Genomic DNA, 14,529 nt, shown 5'->3' on the forward strand with positions numbered 1-14,529 from the left:
CTCTCGGCGTACTCCTCGTACTCCTCGGAAGGCAGGGCGATATGCGTGGTGAGCCGGGTCGCAGGGTCGTCGTCACGGGCCTCGGGGTGGTGTCGGGCATAGGCATCGGCGCGGCGGAATTCCTCGCCGGGCTGCGCGCGGGGCAGAGCGCGGCGGGGCCGATCACCGCCTTCGACACCGAGGGCTTCGACCACTCGATGGCGTGCGAGGTCAAGGATTTTGACCCGGCGCGGTGGATTCGGAATCTGGAGCTACGGAGCCTGGGCCGGGCGAGCCAGTTCTCGGTGGCGGCGGCCCGGATGGCGGTGGCCGACGCCGGCTTCCAGGAGAGCGCGCTGCGCGACGCCCCCTGTCTCGTCTCCGTCGGCACGACCGACGGGGAGTCGGGAGACCTGGACCATCTGGTCGAGGTGGAAGTGGATCTGGGGCCCGAGCTGATGGAGCCCGCCGTCGCCCGCCGGGTGCCCGCGGGGCGGCTGTCGGCCGCGATCGCGCAGGAGTTCGGGCTGACCCGGGTGGAGGCGGTCACCCTCCCCACCGCCTGTGCGGCCGGCAACTACGCGGTCGGCTACGGCTTCGACGCCATCCGCGGCGGGGACGTGGACGTGGCGTTGTGCGGCGGCGCCGACGCCCTGTGCCGTAAGACCTTCACCGGCTTCTACCGCCTCGGCACCATAGCGCCCGAGCGCTGCCAGCCCTTCGACAAGGACCGCAAGGGCATCCTCACCGGCGAGGGCGCGGGCATGCTGGTGCTGGAGAGCCTGGAGTCGGCGCTGGCCCGGGGCGCCCGTATCTACGCCGAAGTCCTCGGCTACGGCCTCAACTGCGACGCGGACCACCCCGTCGCCCCCGATCAGGACAGCGTGGCCCGCTGTATGCGGCTCGCCCTCGACAACGCCCGGGTCAAGGCGGAGGAGGTCGACTTCATCTCCGCGCACGGCACCGGCACCAGGGCCAACGACATCACCGAGGCCCGCGCCATCCGCCAGGTCTTCGGGGACGCGGCCCCGCCGCGCACGGTCTCCATCAAATCGATGATCGGCCACTCCATGGGCGCCGCCGGGGCGCTGGCCTCCATCGCCTGCGCCCTCGCGCTCACCGAAGGCTTCATCCCGCCCACCATCAACCATGTCGAGACCGACCCCGAGTGCGGGCTCGACTGCGTGCCCAATCAGGCCGTGGACGCCGATCTGCGGATCGTCCAGAACAACGGCCTCGCCTTCGGCGGCAACAACGCCGTCGTTATCTTCGGCAAGCGCGGCGCGGACTGGTCATGAGTCAGCTGGTGACCGGCGCGGGCGCCGTGGCGAGCGTGGGCGAGGGCGTCGACGAGGTCTTCCGGGCCCTGTGCGCCGGCACCAGCGGACTGAACCCCCTGCGCGGCTTCGACCCGGAGCGGTACCGGGCGCGCCACGCCTACGAGATCGACGACCGCCCCGCACCGGGCCACGACATCCCCGGCCGGGCCACGGAATGGCTGCTGCGCGCGGTGGGGGAGGCCGCCGCCCAGGCCGGGCTCGGCGAGGACCTCAGCGAGGTGCCGGTGCTCGTGGGCACCGGGCTGCGCGAGCTGCGCTCGGCCGAACTCGCGTGGCGCGACGGCATCGCCTTCGACGCCGGCCGGCTGCACTTCGGCACCGCACTGCGGAGACGTTTCGGCGCGGTCCGCACCCACACCTTCGCCGGGGCCTGCTCGGCCTCGCTCTACGCGCTGGCGCTCGGCAGCGACCTGCTGGCCGGTGGCGCCGAGGACACCGTCGTCGTGGCCGGTGTCGACACCCTGACCGAGTCCATGTACGGGCTGCTGGACCGGGTGAACGCCGAACCGCCGGACCGGGTCCGGCCGTTCGACCGCTCGCGCCGCGGGGTGCTGATGGGCGACGGCGCGGCGGCCGTCGTACTGCGCCGGGAGGAGCCCGGCACGCGCCCCGGCGCACTCGGCAGGCTTCGCGCCGTCAGCATGAACTGCGACGCGCGTCATGTCACCGCGCCCGACGCCCAGGGCATCGCCCGGGCGGTGCACGAGGCGCAGTGGCGGGCGGGCGTCAAACCGGGTGACATCGATCTGCTGCTGCTGCACGGCACCGGCACCCAGCTCAACGACACGGCGGAGGCGACCGCCATCGCCGAGGTCTTCGGCCCCGATGTCCGCAGGCCGCTGATGACCGCCATCAAGTCCATGACCGGCCACACCTCCGGCGGCTCCGGCCTCCTCAGCCTGATCGTCGCGCTCAAGTCCCTGGCGTCCGGCCGGGTGCCGCCGACCCTGGGCCTGACCGACCCGCTGCCGGAGGCGGCGGCCTTCCGGTTCGTGCGCGAGCGCGGTGACGGTCAGGCCGACCTGTGCGTCGCGCAGATCGACGCGTTCGGCTTCGGCGGCGTCAACGCGGTCGCCATCGTGGAGAGGGCCGACCGATGACACGAGGCCCTGGCGTGGTCGTCATATCCGGTGTCGGGCTGGCCCTGCCCGGTGCGGACACGCCCGGCGCGCTGCTGCGCGGCGCCACCGGCTCCGCCGCCGAGCCGTTCGACACGGCCGCCCGGATCGGCCGCCGCGGCCACCGCTACAAGGACCGGGCGAGCCGGCTCGCGCTGTGCGCCGCGCTCGACGCGCTGCGGGACGCTGCCCTGATCCCCGCCGACGGCGAGGAGCTGACGGTGCCCGGCGAGACCGTCGGGGTGGTGGCCAGCTCCAACCTCGGCAACCTCGATACGGCGTGTCTGACCACGGCCGCCATCGCCGAGGAGTCGGCCCTGGGGCTGAGCCCCATGAGCCTGCCCAACGCCTCCAGCAATGTGATCGCCTCCTGGGTGGCGATCCGCCATGGTCTGCGGGGCCCCAATCTGATGCTGTGCAACGGGGCGACGTCCGGGCTGGACGCCGTCCACTGGGGCGCGATGCTGGTGGCGGCCGGCCGCGTCCGCCGCGCGCTGGTGATCGGCGTCGAGACGCACAACGCCGTCGTGGAAGACCTGCTCGGCCGGCGGGCCGACGAGCTGCTCGACGGCGCGGCCGCCCTCGTCGTCGAGGGCGCCCGGTGGGCGGAGGACCGCGGGGCGCGGGCCGCCGCCGTCCTGGGGCCGTACGAACGGCGGGCGGGGCTCACCGGGTGTGTCGAGGCGCTGTGTCCCGGTCCCGGCGCCGCCGCCCCGGGCGTCTGGTTCACGCCCGAGCGCTACGAGAGCGGCGCCGACGGCGGCCGCGCACCGGTGCCGGACACCGTGCCGCGGTATGACCTCACCACCGCGTTCGGCCGGGCCTCCGGCGCCCTCGGCGTACTGCAGTGCGCGGCGGCGGTCGGCTGGCTGGCCGGGTCCGCCGCCGGAGCCGGGGAGGCGGCAGGGTCCGGGTCCGGGGAGGCGCTGGTCACCAGCGGCGACGACACCGGGGACGCCGTGGCCGGGCTGCTGCTGCGCGGACCGGGCGAGCGGCGCCCGCATCCCGGGCCACCGCGCCCCACGACCGGCCGGCGCCCCCGGCCGGACGCCCCCCTCTCAGCGATGGAGTGCCCCTGATGACAGCCGCCGCCCCGCCGATCTCGGCCAAGACCCTGCTGGCCGACACCACGACCGTCCGGCTGCGCCCACGCTACGAGGGGTCGAACATCTGCACCTGGATCGGGTTCAAGCATGTCAACTACCTGGTCGAGGAGGCGGTGCTGGTCCACTTCGCGGCCTGCGGGGCCCCCGCCCGTCAGCTGTACGAGGAACACGGCCTCGGCCTGGACATCGTCGCCCTGGACAGCCGGATCCTGCACGCGTTCCATATGGACGACGAGGCGGAGGCCGAGGTGGTGCCGGACACCGCCGACGGCGACACCACCCTCGGCTTCCGGGTGACCATCCGCGTCGGGCGCGGCGACTCCGTCCTCAAGGCCGTCACCGCGACCGTGCGCGTCTCGCTGCGCGCGGACAGCTATCTGGAGGCGCCGGGCCGTCCGCCCGCGGAGTTCGCCCCCTATGCGGTGGACCGGCTGGGGGCCGACGCGCGGGCGCAGGGGAAGACGGCGATCCGGGTGCCCTTGGCGGACGGCGGCGAGCGGGCGGTGCTGGCGGCGCTCACCGAGGGCCGTAACGCCTACGCCTGGAAGTGGAACATCCCCTACCCCTACTGCCACTTCACCGAGCGGCTCCAGATGTCGGGTTATCTGCGGCTGATGGAGGAGGCCAAGGACCGCTTCGTCCTCGACCGCGGCATCTCCATCAAGACCCTGCTGGACGACCGCAAATGGATACCCGTCGTGCCGCGGTCCTCGATACGCGTCGTCGACGAGGCGCTGATGGAAGAGGACCTCTACACGGTCTACACCGTGGAGGAGATCTTCAAGGACTTCACCTATACGGCCCGGATGGACTGTTACGTCGTCCGCGACGGCGGGCTCGCCCTCACCGCCACCGGCCGGATCACCCACGGCTACGCGGTGATCGAGAACCGCCGCGACTGGCGGCTGGTCTCCTTCGACCGCCGGGTGCTGGACGCGCTCGGCGGAAAGCCGAGCGGCACCTGATGGACGACGTACTGGTCACCGGACTCGGGGCGCTGTCCCCGCTGGGGTCGGGCACAGACGCCTTCTGGCGGGGCATGCACACGGCGGACGCCGTCCCGGCCCGCGTCCCCGACCCGCTCGCCCATATGGACCACCCGCGGATGTATCTGGTGCCCGAGGCCGATCTGCCGGCCGGGCCCGAGGAGCGGGACGGGCTGCCGCTGGGGCGCGGTTCGCGGTTCGCGCTCGCGGCGGCGCGCGAGGCGGTCGAGGACGCGGGGCTCGCGGGACCGGCCGACGCGGGCCCGGCCGACACGGACCCGCGCGTCGATCCGCGCCGGGTGGCCGTCGCCCTCAGCAGCGGTATGGGCGACACGGAACTGCATGAGCGGTGGTGGACCGGTCAGGCCCCCAAGGCCGGCCGCTGGGCGCCCGTCTTCCCGGTGGCCTCGGCGGTCGGCGCATGGTTCGGCGCGCAGGGGCCCAACACCTGCCTCAGCAACGCCTGCGCGGCGAGCGGCTACGCGCTGTCCGTCGCCGCCGATCTGATCCGCTCGGGCGAGGCGGACGTGGTCATCGCGGGCGGTGCCGAGGCGTACTCCCGGACCGCGCTCGCCTGCTTCAACCGGATGGGCGCGATCGACCCCGAGCGCTGCCGTCCGTTCGCCGCCGAGCGCCGTGGCACGGTCTTCGGCGAGGGCGCCGCCGTCCTCGTCCTGGAGTCCGCGGCGCACGCCCGCGCGCGGGGCGTGCGGAGGGTCTACGGGCGGCTCGCGGGCACCGGCTGGAGCTGCGACGCCTACCACGCGACCGCCCCCGAGCCCGGCGGCGCGCAGATCGAGCGCGCGATGCGCGAGGCGCTGCGGGAGGCGGGCGTCGGGGCCGCGCCCGACGAGCTGGGGTTCGTGCTGCCGCACGGCACCGGCACCGAGCTCAACGACGTGGTGGAGAGCCGGATCCTGGGCGCGGTGCTGGGCGCGTCGGCCGACCGTACGCCCCTCTACAGCCTCAAGGCGCTCATCGGGCACACCGGGGGCGCGGCGGGCGCGTTCGCGGCGCTGGCCGCCGTCCTGGTGCTGCGCCACAGGACGCTGCCGCCCAATGTGCCCGTCGGGGCATGGGACCCCGACTGCCCGGTGTCGCTGCCGCTCGCGTCCGCCCCGATGACCGCCGGGTACGGGCTGGTCAACGCGTACGCCTTCGGCGGCAACAACATCTCGCTCGTGTTCGGGGAGGCTGCCTGATGAGCGGTGTGGACCTGGTGGTGACGGGCGTCGGTACGGTGAGCGCGGACGGCTTCGACTTCCGTACGGCGCTCGGCCGGCGCGGCTACAAGTATCTGCCCGCCGCCTCGCAGTACTTCCTGGCCGCGGCCAAGCGCGCGCTGGCCGCGACCGGCCACGACACCCTGGAGGCGGTCGGGCCCGAGCAGCGCGCCGCGGCGGTGGGCACCAACAGCGCGGCCGTCGCCCTGCACCATGCGATGGACCGTACGGTCACCGGGACCGGCGCCGACGATCTGTCCCCGGTCACCGCGCCGTACTTCTCGATCAATCTCTTCGGCAGCCGGCTGGCCACCGAACACGACCTCAAGGGCTTCAACCTCACCTTCACCAGCCCCCGGGTCGCGGGCCTCGAAGCGCTCCAGACCGGGCAGCGCGCCGTCGCCGCCGGGCGGGCCCGCTGGCTGCTGGCCGGGGCCACCGAGGAGGCGCTGCCCGAGGACGAGCCGGGGGCGGAGCGCTCGGAGGCCGGTGCCGTCGCCCTGGTGCTGGAGCCCGCGGCAGCCGTCGCTGTCCGGGGCTGCCGGGCGCTCGGCCACCTCGGCGTCCGCTCGTTCTTCCTGCCGCCCCGCGTGGCCGCCTCGGAGCACGGGGCCGAGCAGGCCGCCGCGTTGCTCCGGGACGCGCTCGACGCCCTCGGCCACCGGCCCGGCACGCCCTTGACCGTCACCGCCGTGCTCGACGGCTCCCCGATCGGCGAGGCGGTCGCGGCGGCGCTGGACGAGAAGACGTTCCGCGACGAGCGGGCGTTCGGCGAGGCGAAGGCGTGCAGCGACGGGAAGGCGTTCAGCGACGGGAAGACCGAGCGGATCCCGGCCGGCGCGGGCGCTCTGGAGCCGGTCGCGCGGGCCGCCGCCGCCCTGGACGGTCCGCCCGGCCACGCACACGCCGTCGTCACCGCGGCGGCCGAGGGGAACACCGCCGTCTGCCTGGTCACCCCGGGCGGTATCCACGGTGCGGAAGCGAGCGGCCGATGAGCGGAAGACGGAGGGCGAGCGACCGATGATCACCTCACTCGAAGGCTCCTGGTGCCTGGTGCTGGGCGCCTCCAGCGGTATGGGCCTGGCCATCGCCCATGAGCTGGCCCGTACGGGCGTCAACATCCTGGGCGTCCACTTCGACACCACCGACGGCCAGGAGAAGGCCGCCGTCGCCCGGGAGGAGATGCGCGGCCAGGGCGTCGAGGCGCACTTCTTCAACGCCAACGCGGCCTCCGCCCGGACCCGCGAGGAACTGCTGCCCGCGTTCGAGCGGCTGACCGGCGGCAAGGGCATCCGCGTCCTGGTGCACTCACTCGCCTTCGGCACCCTGCTGCCGTACCTCGACCCCGACGCCGAGAGGCGGCTGACCTCTCGCCAGATGAACATGACCCTCGACGTCATGGCGCACTCGCTCGTCTACTGGACCCAGGACCTGTTCACCGCGGGACTGCTCCGCGAGGGCGCCAAGGTGTACGCGATGACCAGTGCCGGAGGGGCGCGGGTCATGCCGAACTACGGAGCCGTCTCCGCGGCCAAGTCCGCCCTGGAGTCCCATGTGCGCCAACTCGCCCTGGAGCTGGCACCCTCGGGCATCGCCGTCAACGCCCTGCGCGCCGGGGTGGCCCGGACCCCGTCCATGGAGCGCATCCCGGACAGCGAGCGGCTCGCCGCGTACGCCCGGGAGCTCAATCCGCACCGGCGGCTGACCCGGCCCGAGGACGTCGCCGAGGCCGTCTCCCTGCTGTCCCGCACCGACTCGTCCTGGATCACCGGAAATGCGATCGGGGTCGACGGCGGCGAGCTGCTGACCTGATGACGAGGACGGGCCCATGACTGACCATCTGCTCATCGAGAGCGGCGGACCGCAGACCGGACCCGCCTGCGATCGGTTCTTCGGCGACGCGGTACGGCTGGCCGAGGGCGGCCACCATGTGGTGCTGTTCCTCGTCGAGAACGGGGTGACCGCCGCGCTGCCCGGCGCCTCGCGGGGCGTCAAGACCCTGCTGCTGGGCGGCGGCGAACTATGGGTGGACGCCTTCTCGGCTGCCCAGCGGGCCCTGCCCGCGGCCGATCTGCTGCCCGCCGCCCGGCTGGTGGAGATGGACGACGTGGCCGCCAAGCTGCTGGAGCCCCGGCTCAGGGCGGTGTGGCACTGATGCCCCGGCCCGTTCCCCCCACCGATGTCCTGCTCAACCTCTTCGGCGCCCCCCACCAGAGCGATCTGGTCACCTCGGCGCTGCGGCTGGCCACCGCGCTGCTCGACCGCGGCGCCCGGGTGCAGATCTGGACCTGCGGCGACGCCACCCGGCTGACCAGCGCGAGCCTCGGCGACACCAAACCGCGCGACCTGACCGACCTCGGCCGCGACCACCCGTCCACCGCCCGGGTCGTCCGCGAGCTGATCGCCGACCACCCCGACCGGCTGTACTGGTACGTCTGCCGCTTCTGCGCCGAGGAGCGGGGCGTGGCCGCCCAGATCCCGCAGGTCCGTACGCGCGCCCCCTTCGTCTTCGCCCAGCATGTCGACGCGGCGGACAAGAGCCTGGTCATGGGGGTGTGCTGAGCCATGACGGACCAGGCGCGCTGGCTGCTGATCATGGAGAAGGCGTATCGGGGCTCGATCGAGACCCAGTTCGCCGACGCGCTCTACTGTGTCCCCGATCTGCACCGGCAGAGCGGCGGCTGCGATCTGGCGCTGCGCGGCCCCGCCGCTAGCTACGCCCTCGGCACCGGCACCGCCCTCGGCACCGGCACCGGCACCGGCACCGACGCCTCGCCGTCGCTGCGCATCGGCGCCCGGACCCTCGACACCCTGCCCGATCCGCGCGCCTCGGTGCGGAAGCTGCTCGCCGCCGGGGTCACCGTGCTGGTCGAGGAGGCCGATCTGGCCGCGCTGGGGCCCACCGCCACAGACCGGCTGCTGCCGGGCGTACGCGTCGTCGAGGGCGACGGCCTCGCGGCGCGCTGGCCCTCCTACGAACAGGTGTGGTTCCTGTGACCGCGCCCGCCGCCCACGGCCCCCGTACTGCCGCCCACGGCCCCCGTACTGCCGCCCGCGGCCCCCGTACTGCCGCCCGCGGCCCCCGTACTGCCGCCCACGGCCCCCGTACTGCCGCCCACGGCCCCCGTACTGCCGCCCGCGGCCTCCGTACCACTGACGCCATCACCGAAGGAGCCCACGGACCCATGGTCAACGCACCCGCCGCGGGCGGCCCGGTCATCTCCGCCTGGACCGCCGTATCGCCCTTGGGACCGCACGGGGCGGACTTCACCGCCGGGCTGCGGTCGGGCCGCACAGCCGGTCGGCCGCTGGATCCCGAGGAGTGGTCCGTGCCGTTCCGCGAGGCGTGTCTCGTGCCCGACTTCCACATCCGGCAGATCCTGGGCCGTAAGGGCACCCGTTCGATGGACCGGGCCACCGGTCTCGCCGTCACCGCGATCCGCCGGCTGCTCGACGGCGACGGGCCAGGGGACGACGGGCGCGAGGGGGAGGGGGCCGGTGAGCGGCTGCCCGGCGTGGGCGAGCACACCGGTCTCGCGCTCGGCACCAGCACCGGATCCGCCCAGAGCATCATGGACTTCACCCGTGACTCGCTGGTCGGCGAGAAGCCCTTCTTCGTGGACCCGGCCCGGTTCCCCAATACGGTCATGAACTGCGCGGCCGGCCAGTCCGCCATCTGGCACGGGCTCAAGGGCCCCAACACCACCATCGCGGGCGGCCGCGCCACCGGGCTGCTCACGCTCCAGTACGCGCTGCGGCTGCAGCGCGCCGGGCGGGCGGACACCGTGCTGTGCGGGGCGGTCGAGGAGTTCTCCTCCGCCCGCGCCTGGCTGGAGTGGCACGCCCGCGCCGACGGCGACCGCGCCGCCGTGCTCGGCGAGGGCGCGGCCGTCTGGCTGCTGGAGCCGGACGCCCGCGCGCGCGAGCACGGCCGGGGCGGCCTCGCCGAGGTCGCGGGCCTGGAGTTCGGCTGCGCCGCGGACGTGGCGGCGGCCCGTACGGTGCTCGCCGACGCGATCCGCCGGCTGCTGGACCGTACCGGCGTGGCCCCCGGCGAGATCCGCGCCGTCGCCGACTCGCGGGCGCCCGGCGCGGAGGGGGAGGCCGAGCGCGCCGCCCTCGCCGACGCCCTCGGCGGCCATGAGCCGCCCCGGATCACGGCCGCCGACACGATCGGGGACACCTGTGCCGCCTCGGCGGCCTTCCAGATCGCCGCCGTCCTCGCGCTCGCCGAGCGCAAGGAGATCGCCCCCGGCGCCCACGCCCTGGTCACCACGGCCGACCGGGACGGCGTGGTCGGCGCGGCCCTGCTGCGGATCCGCTGACGGGCCGGCCGGTCCGTCAGCACAGGGAGCTGGTCGATACGACGGCCGGCTCATCACCCCGAGACCCGCTGAAAGCGGAAGGAGACCCCCGCATGGCTGACGCCACCGCCGCCCTGGACAAGGAAGAGCTGCGCACCTTCGTCGCGGATGTGCTCGATGTGGACGAGGAGGACGTCACCGACGACGCCGACTTCGTCAAGACGCTCGGCGTGGACTCGCTCATGGCCCTGGAGGTCATGGTCGTCCTGGAGAAGAAGTACTCCGTCAAGCTGGAGGAGCGGGAGATGAAGGAGGTCACCTGTCTGCGGAAGGTGTACGACCTGCTCGCCTCGAAGCTGGAGAAGTGAGATGACGGCGGCCGCGTGCGGACCGGTCGACGGCGCCGTGGCGGTTCTCGACCCGGGCGTCCCGGGCGAGCGTCCCGCCCGCTGCGAGGTCGTGGTAGGCGAGGCGGAGAAGGTCTTCGCGGGCCACTTCCCGGGGTTCCCCATCTTCCCCGGGGTGTGTGTCGTCGAGTACGTCCAGCGCGGTGCCCTCGCCACCTTGCCCGAGCCGGGCGGGCGGTGGGTCCTGGCGGCCGTCGAGTCCTCCCGCTTCCTCAGCCCGGTCTACCCCGGGTCCACGCTGAGCTGCGAGCTCACCTGGTCCCGGAAGGACGGGGCCTGGCGCTGCCGGGCGTCGGCCACAACCGGACGCGGGCCCGCCGCGCAGATACGGCTGCGCTTCGAGCGCCGGGAGGCCGTCGCGTGATCACCGTCAGCGAGATCAAGCGGATACTGCCGCACCGCTACCCCATGCTGCTGGTCGACCGGGTCACCGAGCTGGTCCCGGGCGAGCGGGCCCGCGGGCTGAAGGCGGTCACCTGCAATGAGCCCTGGTACGCGAAGGTGCTCGACACCGCGCCCGAGGAGGACTACCACTACCCGTGGACGGTGCTCCTCGAGTCCTGGTGCCATGTGGCCGGGGTGCTGGTCGCCCGGGACCGGCCCAATCCGGACGTACGCACCGGCAAGGCGATGCTGCTCGGCGGCATCACGGACGCCGAGTTCCACCGCCCGGTGATCCCCGGCGATGTGGTGGAGCACCATGTCCGGCTGGCCCGCCAGGTCGGCGAGACCTTCGTCTTCGAGGGAGAGAGCCTGGTCGGGGACGAGACCGTCCTCACCGTCGGGCGGCTGACGATGACGATGCGTCCGGCAACCGAGCTGACCGGCGCCTAGGGAGGGACCTCACCGTATGTCCGACCGTATCTCCGATCCTGCGCCCGGCAACGAGGGGCGGGTCGCGCTGGTCTCCGGCGGCTCGCGCGGCATCGGCCGCGCGACCGTACTACGGCTGGCCCGGGACGGTTTCGATGTGGCGTTCTGCCACCGCTCGAACCCCGACGCCGCCCGCGCGCTGGAGAAGGAGGCGGCGCGGCTCGGCGGCGGGCGGGTGATCGGCAGACAGACGGACGTCGGCGACGCGGACGCGGTGCGCGAGCTGATCGCCTTCACCGAGGAGTCGCTCGGCCCCGTCGAGGTCGCCGTCACCTCCGCGGGCATTACCCGGGACAATCCGCTACTGCTGATGAAGGACGAGGAGTGGCGGGACGTCATGGCCGTGAACCTGGACGGCACTTACCACGTATGCCGTTCCGTGGTGTTCGGAATGATGAAACGCAAGTCCGGATGCGTTATCAACATCTCCTCGGTCGCCGGTGTCCACGGCAATGCCACACAATCCAATTACGCCGCGTCCAAAGCAGGGATCATCGGCTTCACCAAGTCGCTCGCCAAGGAGGTCGGACGGTACGGCATCCGGGCCAATGTGGTCGCGCCGGGCTTTGTCGAGACCGATATGACGGCCGAGCTGTCCGACAGTGTGCGGAAGGAGGCGGAGGAGCGCATCCCGCTCCGCCGCTTCGGCCGCCCCGACGAGGTCGCCGACATGGTCGCGTACCTGGTCGGCGCGGAGTATGTGACCGGCGCGGTGTTCCAGGTGGACGGCGGCATCGTCCTCTGACACACGGCGGCACCGTCCTCGGAAGAGAAGCGACGGACGAGAAGGATGAGGGAGGGGGACGGACGTGACAGCCAAGCGCAGCAATGTGCCGCGCTTCTATTTCAATTTCCGCAGTCCGTACAGCTGGATCGCCTACCGTGACCTGATGGACCGCTATCCGGATGTCGCACAGGCGGTGGAATGGCACCCCTGGTGGGAACCGGACGCGGACGGTGAGCGCCGGATGGCCGAACACCGGCGACGCTTTCCGTACACGGCGATGTCACGGGACAAGCATCTCTATATCCTCCAGGATGTGCGCCGGCTGACGGCCGACCGCGGGCTCGCGGTCACCTGGCCGGTGGATCTGGACCCGGTCTGGGAGGTGCCGCATCTGCCGTACTTCCTCGCGCTGGACGCGGGCCGCGGCCCCGCGTACATCGAGCGGGTCTACCGGGCGCGCTGGCTGGAGGGGCGCGACATCTGCGACCGTAGGACCATCGCCGCGATCGCCGCGGAGCTCGGCCTTCCGGCCGACCCGGTGGTGGGCGCGGCCGACGACGACGGGCTGCGCGGCGGGGAGGGGCTCCAGGCCCTGCTCGCGCTCAGCGACGACGGGGCGTTCGGCGTTCCGTTCTTCACCCAGGGCTATGAGAAGTTCTGGGGGGTGGACCGGCTGCCCGCGTTCGCCGACGCGGTCCGCTCGCGTTCCGCGTCCGGTCCCGGCGCCGGCTCCCGTTCCCACTCCCGCTCCCGGGATACGCCGCCGCCCCCTGAGCCGCCGGGCGCCGGGCGGGCGGCCGGTACGGACTTCGCCGCCACTCGATCGGGTGACCAGGGCCATGCCGGGGGGTGTGGCTGACTCTTCGCCCGCCCGCTCGTTCACACAGTGTTCCTGCCTACCCGCCCGTCCCGACCGAGACGAGACCGCCCTGACCGCCGACGGACACTCCTTCCCCTCCTGGAGGCCGCAGATGCCCGAGCCACGCCAGAAGTCGGTGCGGCATCCCTCGCTGGGGGCCCGCGCCCTCTCGCTCGCGGCGCTGCCCATCGCCCCGCTGTACGGGGCCTCGCTGGCGTATCTGGCCTTCCACCCGCGGCGCCGGGCACAGCAAGAGCATCCGCGGGACCACGGGCTGCCCTGTACGGAGCTGAAGGTCCCCTTCGCGGCCCGGAAGTACGTCCACGCCTGGCTGTGCCCCGGGGCCACGGACAAGGTGGTGGTGCTCGGGCACAGCATGGGGGCGGGCAAGGACCACAGCCTCGGCCATGCGAAGTTCCTGCACGACGCCGGGTACACCGTCTGTCTGTTCGACCACCGCAACCACGGGGCCAGCAGCGACGACCGGGCGCTGCTCGGCCTCGGCGACCGGTTCGCGAGCGATGTCACCGCGGTGGTGTCCCATCTGCGCGGACGGCAGGGCTACGCCTCGGCGCGCATAGCCGTCTACGGCTTCTCCTTCTCGTGCTTCTCCTCCATGTGGGCGCTGACGCACGACGGGTTCGAGGTTGACGCACTGGTGTGCGACAGCGGGCCGGGGCACGATGTCCCGCCGCTGCTGCGCAAGTTCCTGGAGGCGGAGGCGCTGCCGATGCCCGCCCTGCTCAGCGGTGAGCCGTCCCGGTCGGTGGTGACACGGACCCTGTGTGCGGTGGGTCCGGCTATGCTCCGGGCCCACTGGCCACCGCCCGCGACGGGCAAGTTCGCCAAGATCCCACTGCTGTTCATGTCGGGCGAGCACGATGCGATCGTGCCGCCTTCCTCGGTGGACGCGCTGGCCGAGCGCTATGCCCAGGCCGAGACGCACGTCCTGCCGGGTGCCGAGCATCTGCTCGGGCTGCAGACCGATCCCGAGGCATACGCGCGCGTGGTACTGGACTTTCTCAAGCGGGCCCTGGGGTAGCAACCTGACCGTCCTCGACCGGGACGGTACTTCTGGAAGAGGAAAGAGAGAGCATGCAAAAGGTGCTCATCGCCAATCGTGGCGAGATCGCTGTCCGTGTTGCCCGTGCCTGCCGGGATGCCGGGATCGCGAGCGTTGCCGTCTACGCCGATCCGGACCGGGACGCATGCCATGTGCGCGCGGCCGACGAAGCCTACGCGCTGGGCGGTGACACCCCGGCGGCCAGCTATCTCGACCAGGCCAAGGTCCTGGCCGCGGCGGCCGAATCCGGCGCGGACGCCATCCATCCCGGCTACGGATTCCTCTCCGAGAACGCCGACTTCGCCCAGGCCGTCCTGGACGCCGGCCTCACCTGGATCGGCCCCCCGCCCCAGGCGATCCGCGACCTCGGCGACAAAGTCGCCGCCCGCCACATCGCCCAGCGCGCCGGCGCCCCCCTGGTCGCCGGCACCCCCGACCCCGTCTCCGGCGCGGACGAGGTCCTGGCCTTCGCCCGCGAACACGGGCTGCCGATCGCCATCAAGGCCGCCTTCGGCGGCGGCGGCCGCGGCCTGAAAGTCGCCCG

At 73.2% G+C, this 14,529-nt stretch carries 18 protein-coding genes; all 18 read left to right on the top strand.

The annotated features are described in order from the left end of the window. Nucleotides 1-41: 41 nt before the first annotated feature. On the top strand, nt 42-1,277 hold the full coding sequence (locus tag ABZS71_RS27760; protein WP_356214475.1) for a beta-ketoacyl-[acyl-carrier-protein] synthase family protein: 1,236 nt from the start codon (nt 42-44) through the stop codon (nt 1,275-1,277). After that, complete coding sequence (locus tag ABZS71_RS27765) at nt 1,274-2,419, top strand: beta-ketoacyl synthase N-terminal-like domain-containing protein (protein ID WP_356214477.1); 1,146 nt, start codon at nt 1,274-1,276, stop codon at nt 2,417-2,419. Before ABZS71_RS27760 ends, ABZS71_RS27765 begins: the two co-directional genes overlap by 4 nt. Further along, the gene (locus ABZS71_RS27770; RefSeq protein WP_356214479.1) at nt 2,416-3,516 is read left to right on the top strand and encodes a beta-ketoacyl synthase N-terminal-like domain-containing protein; all 1,101 of its coding nucleotides are present in this window, start codon (nt 2,416-2,418) and stop codon (nt 3,514-3,516) included. The genes ABZS71_RS27765 and ABZS71_RS27770 overlap by 4 nt, the downstream gene beginning before the upstream one ends. Further along, nucleotides 3,516-4,508 (top strand): hypothetical protein, encoded by a 993-nt coding sequence (locus tag ABZS71_RS27775; RefSeq protein WP_355855846.1) that lies wholly within the window; start codon nt 3,516-3,518, stop codon nt 4,506-4,508. Before ABZS71_RS27770 ends, ABZS71_RS27775 begins: the two co-directional genes overlap by 1 nt. Beyond that, entirely contained in the window at nt 4,508-5,731 is a 1,224-nt protein-coding gene (locus tag ABZS71_RS27780; protein ID WP_356214481.1) for a beta-ketoacyl-[acyl-carrier-protein] synthase family protein, read from the top strand. The genes ABZS71_RS27775 and ABZS71_RS27780 overlap by 1 nt, the downstream gene beginning before the upstream one ends. Continuing rightward, entirely contained in the window at nt 5,731-6,747 is a 1,017-nt protein-coding gene (locus ABZS71_RS27785) for a beta-ketoacyl synthase N-terminal-like domain-containing protein (protein ID WP_356214483.1), read from the top strand. The genes ABZS71_RS27780 and ABZS71_RS27785 overlap by 1 nt, the downstream gene beginning before the upstream one ends. Nucleotides 6,748-6,772: 25 nt before the next feature. After that, a complete protein-coding gene (locus tag ABZS71_RS27790; RefSeq protein ID WP_356214485.1) occupies nt 6,773-7,564 on the top strand; it encodes an SDR family oxidoreductase in 792 nt (263 codons plus the stop codon). A gap of 16 nt (nt 7,565-7,580) precedes the next feature. Further along, on the top strand, nt 7,581-7,907 hold the full coding sequence (locus ABZS71_RS27795; RefSeq protein WP_356214487.1) for a hypothetical protein: 327 nt from the start codon (nt 7,581-7,583) through the stop codon (nt 7,905-7,907). Beyond that, nucleotides 7,907-8,314, top strand: coding sequence for a hypothetical protein (locus ABZS71_RS27800; protein ID WP_355855861.1), 408 nt, complete (start codon nt 7,907-7,909; stop codon nt 8,312-8,314). The genes ABZS71_RS27795 and ABZS71_RS27800 overlap by 1 nt, the downstream gene beginning before the upstream one ends. Before the next feature lie 3 nt (nt 8,315-8,317). Then, complete coding sequence (locus tag ABZS71_RS27805; protein WP_356214489.1) at nt 8,318-8,749, top strand: hypothetical protein; 432 nt, start codon at nt 8,318-8,320, stop codon at nt 8,747-8,749. A gap of 188 nt (nt 8,750-8,937) precedes the next feature. Next, on the top strand, nt 8,938-10,077 hold the full coding sequence (locus ABZS71_RS27810) for a beta-ketoacyl synthase N-terminal-like domain-containing protein (protein ID WP_356214491.1): 1,140 nt from the start codon (nt 8,938-8,940) through the stop codon (nt 10,075-10,077). Between the two features lie 92 nt (nt 10,078-10,169). After that, nucleotides 10,170-10,424 carry an acyl carrier protein gene (locus tag ABZS71_RS27815; protein WP_355855870.1) on the top strand — a complete coding sequence of 85 codons (255 nt, stop codon included), beginning with the start codon at nt 10,170-10,172 and terminating at the stop codon, nt 10,422-10,424. A 1-nt stretch (nt 10,425) separates the two neighbouring features. Next, nucleotides 10,426-10,827 carry a 3-hydroxyacyl-ACP dehydratase gene (locus tag ABZS71_RS27820; RefSeq protein ID WP_355855873.1) on the top strand — a complete coding sequence of 134 codons (402 nt, stop codon included), beginning with the start codon at nt 10,426-10,428 and terminating at the stop codon, nt 10,825-10,827. After that, nucleotides 10,824-11,297 (top strand): beta-hydroxyacyl-ACP dehydratase, encoded by a 474-nt coding sequence (locus ABZS71_RS27825; protein ID WP_356214493.1) that lies wholly within the window; start codon nt 10,824-10,826, stop codon nt 11,295-11,297. The genes ABZS71_RS27820 and ABZS71_RS27825 overlap by 4 nt, the downstream gene beginning before the upstream one ends. Nucleotides 11,298-11,313: 16 nt before the next feature. Then, nucleotides 11,314-12,081, top strand: a complete 768-nt coding sequence (gene fabG, locus ABZS71_RS27830) for a 3-oxoacyl-ACP reductase FabG (protein ID WP_355855879.1) — start codon at nt 11,314-11,316, stop codon at nt 12,079-12,081. Nucleotides 12,082-12,145: 64 nt separating this feature from the next. After that, entirely contained in the window at nt 12,146-12,922 is a 777-nt protein-coding gene (locus ABZS71_RS27835; RefSeq protein WP_356214495.1) for a DsbA family protein, read from the top strand. Nucleotides 12,923-13,034: 112 nt separating this feature from the next. Then, nucleotides 13,035-13,964, top strand: a complete 930-nt coding sequence (locus tag ABZS71_RS27840; protein WP_355855885.1) for an alpha/beta fold hydrolase — start codon at nt 13,035-13,037, stop codon at nt 13,962-13,964. A 53-nt stretch (nt 13,965-14,017) separates the two neighbouring features. Next, nucleotides 14,018-14,529, top strand: a 512-nt coding sequence (locus ABZS71_RS27845; RefSeq protein ID WP_356214497.1) for a biotin carboxylase N-terminal domain-containing protein, incomplete at its 3' end; no start/stop codon positions are given.

The sequence above is a fragment of the Streptomyces sp. NPDC005393 genome (genome assembly GCF_040606675.1).
Classification (GTDB): domain Bacteria; phylum Actinomycetota; class Actinomycetes; order Streptomycetales; family Streptomycetaceae; genus Streptomyces.

Coding starts and splice junctions, on each gene's coding strand:
- ABZS71_RS27760 (WP_356214475.1), top strand. CDS start 42: ATGCGTGGTGAGCCGGGTCGCAGGGTCGTCGTCACGGGCCTCGGGGTG.
- ABZS71_RS27765 (WP_356214477.1), top strand. CDS start 1,274: ATGAGTCAGCTGGTGACCGGCGCGGGCGCCGTGGCGAGCGTGGGCGAG.
- ABZS71_RS27770 (WP_356214479.1), top strand. CDS start 2,416: ATGACACGAGGCCCTGGCGTGGTCGTCATATCCGGTGTCGGGCTGGCC.
- ABZS71_RS27775 (WP_355855846.1), top strand. CDS start 3,516: ATGACAGCCGCCGCCCCGCCGATCTCGGCCAAGACCCTGCTGGCCGAC.
- ABZS71_RS27780 (WP_356214481.1), top strand. CDS start 4,508: ATGGACGACGTACTGGTCACCGGACTCGGGGCGCTGTCCCCGCTGGGG.
- ABZS71_RS27785 (WP_356214483.1), top strand. CDS start 5,731: ATGAGCGGTGTGGACCTGGTGGTGACGGGCGTCGGTACGGTGAGCGCG.
- ABZS71_RS27790 (WP_356214485.1), top strand. CDS start 6,773: ATGATCACCTCACTCGAAGGCTCCTGGTGCCTGGTGCTGGGCGCCTCC.
- ABZS71_RS27795 (WP_356214487.1), top strand. CDS start 7,581: ATGACTGACCATCTGCTCATCGAGAGCGGCGGACCGCAGACCGGACCC.
- ABZS71_RS27800 (WP_355855861.1), top strand. CDS start 7,907: ATGCCCCGGCCCGTTCCCCCCACCGATGTCCTGCTCAACCTCTTCGGC.
- ABZS71_RS27805 (WP_356214489.1), top strand. CDS start 8,318: ATGACGGACCAGGCGCGCTGGCTGCTGATCATGGAGAAGGCGTATCGG.
- ABZS71_RS27810 (WP_356214491.1), top strand. CDS start 8,938: ATGGTCAACGCACCCGCCGCGGGCGGCCCGGTCATCTCCGCCTGGACC.
- ABZS71_RS27815 (WP_355855870.1), top strand. CDS start 10,170: ATGGCTGACGCCACCGCCGCCCTGGACAAGGAAGAGCTGCGCACCTTC.
- ABZS71_RS27820 (WP_355855873.1), top strand. CDS start 10,426: ATGACGGCGGCCGCGTGCGGACCGGTCGACGGCGCCGTGGCGGTTCTC.
- fabG (WP_355855879.1), top strand. CDS start 11,314: ATGTCCGACCGTATCTCCGATCCTGCGCCCGGCAACGAGGGGCGGGTC.
- ABZS71_RS27840 (WP_355855885.1), top strand. CDS start 13,035: ATGCCCGAGCCACGCCAGAAGTCGGTGCGGCATCCCTCGCTGGGGGCC.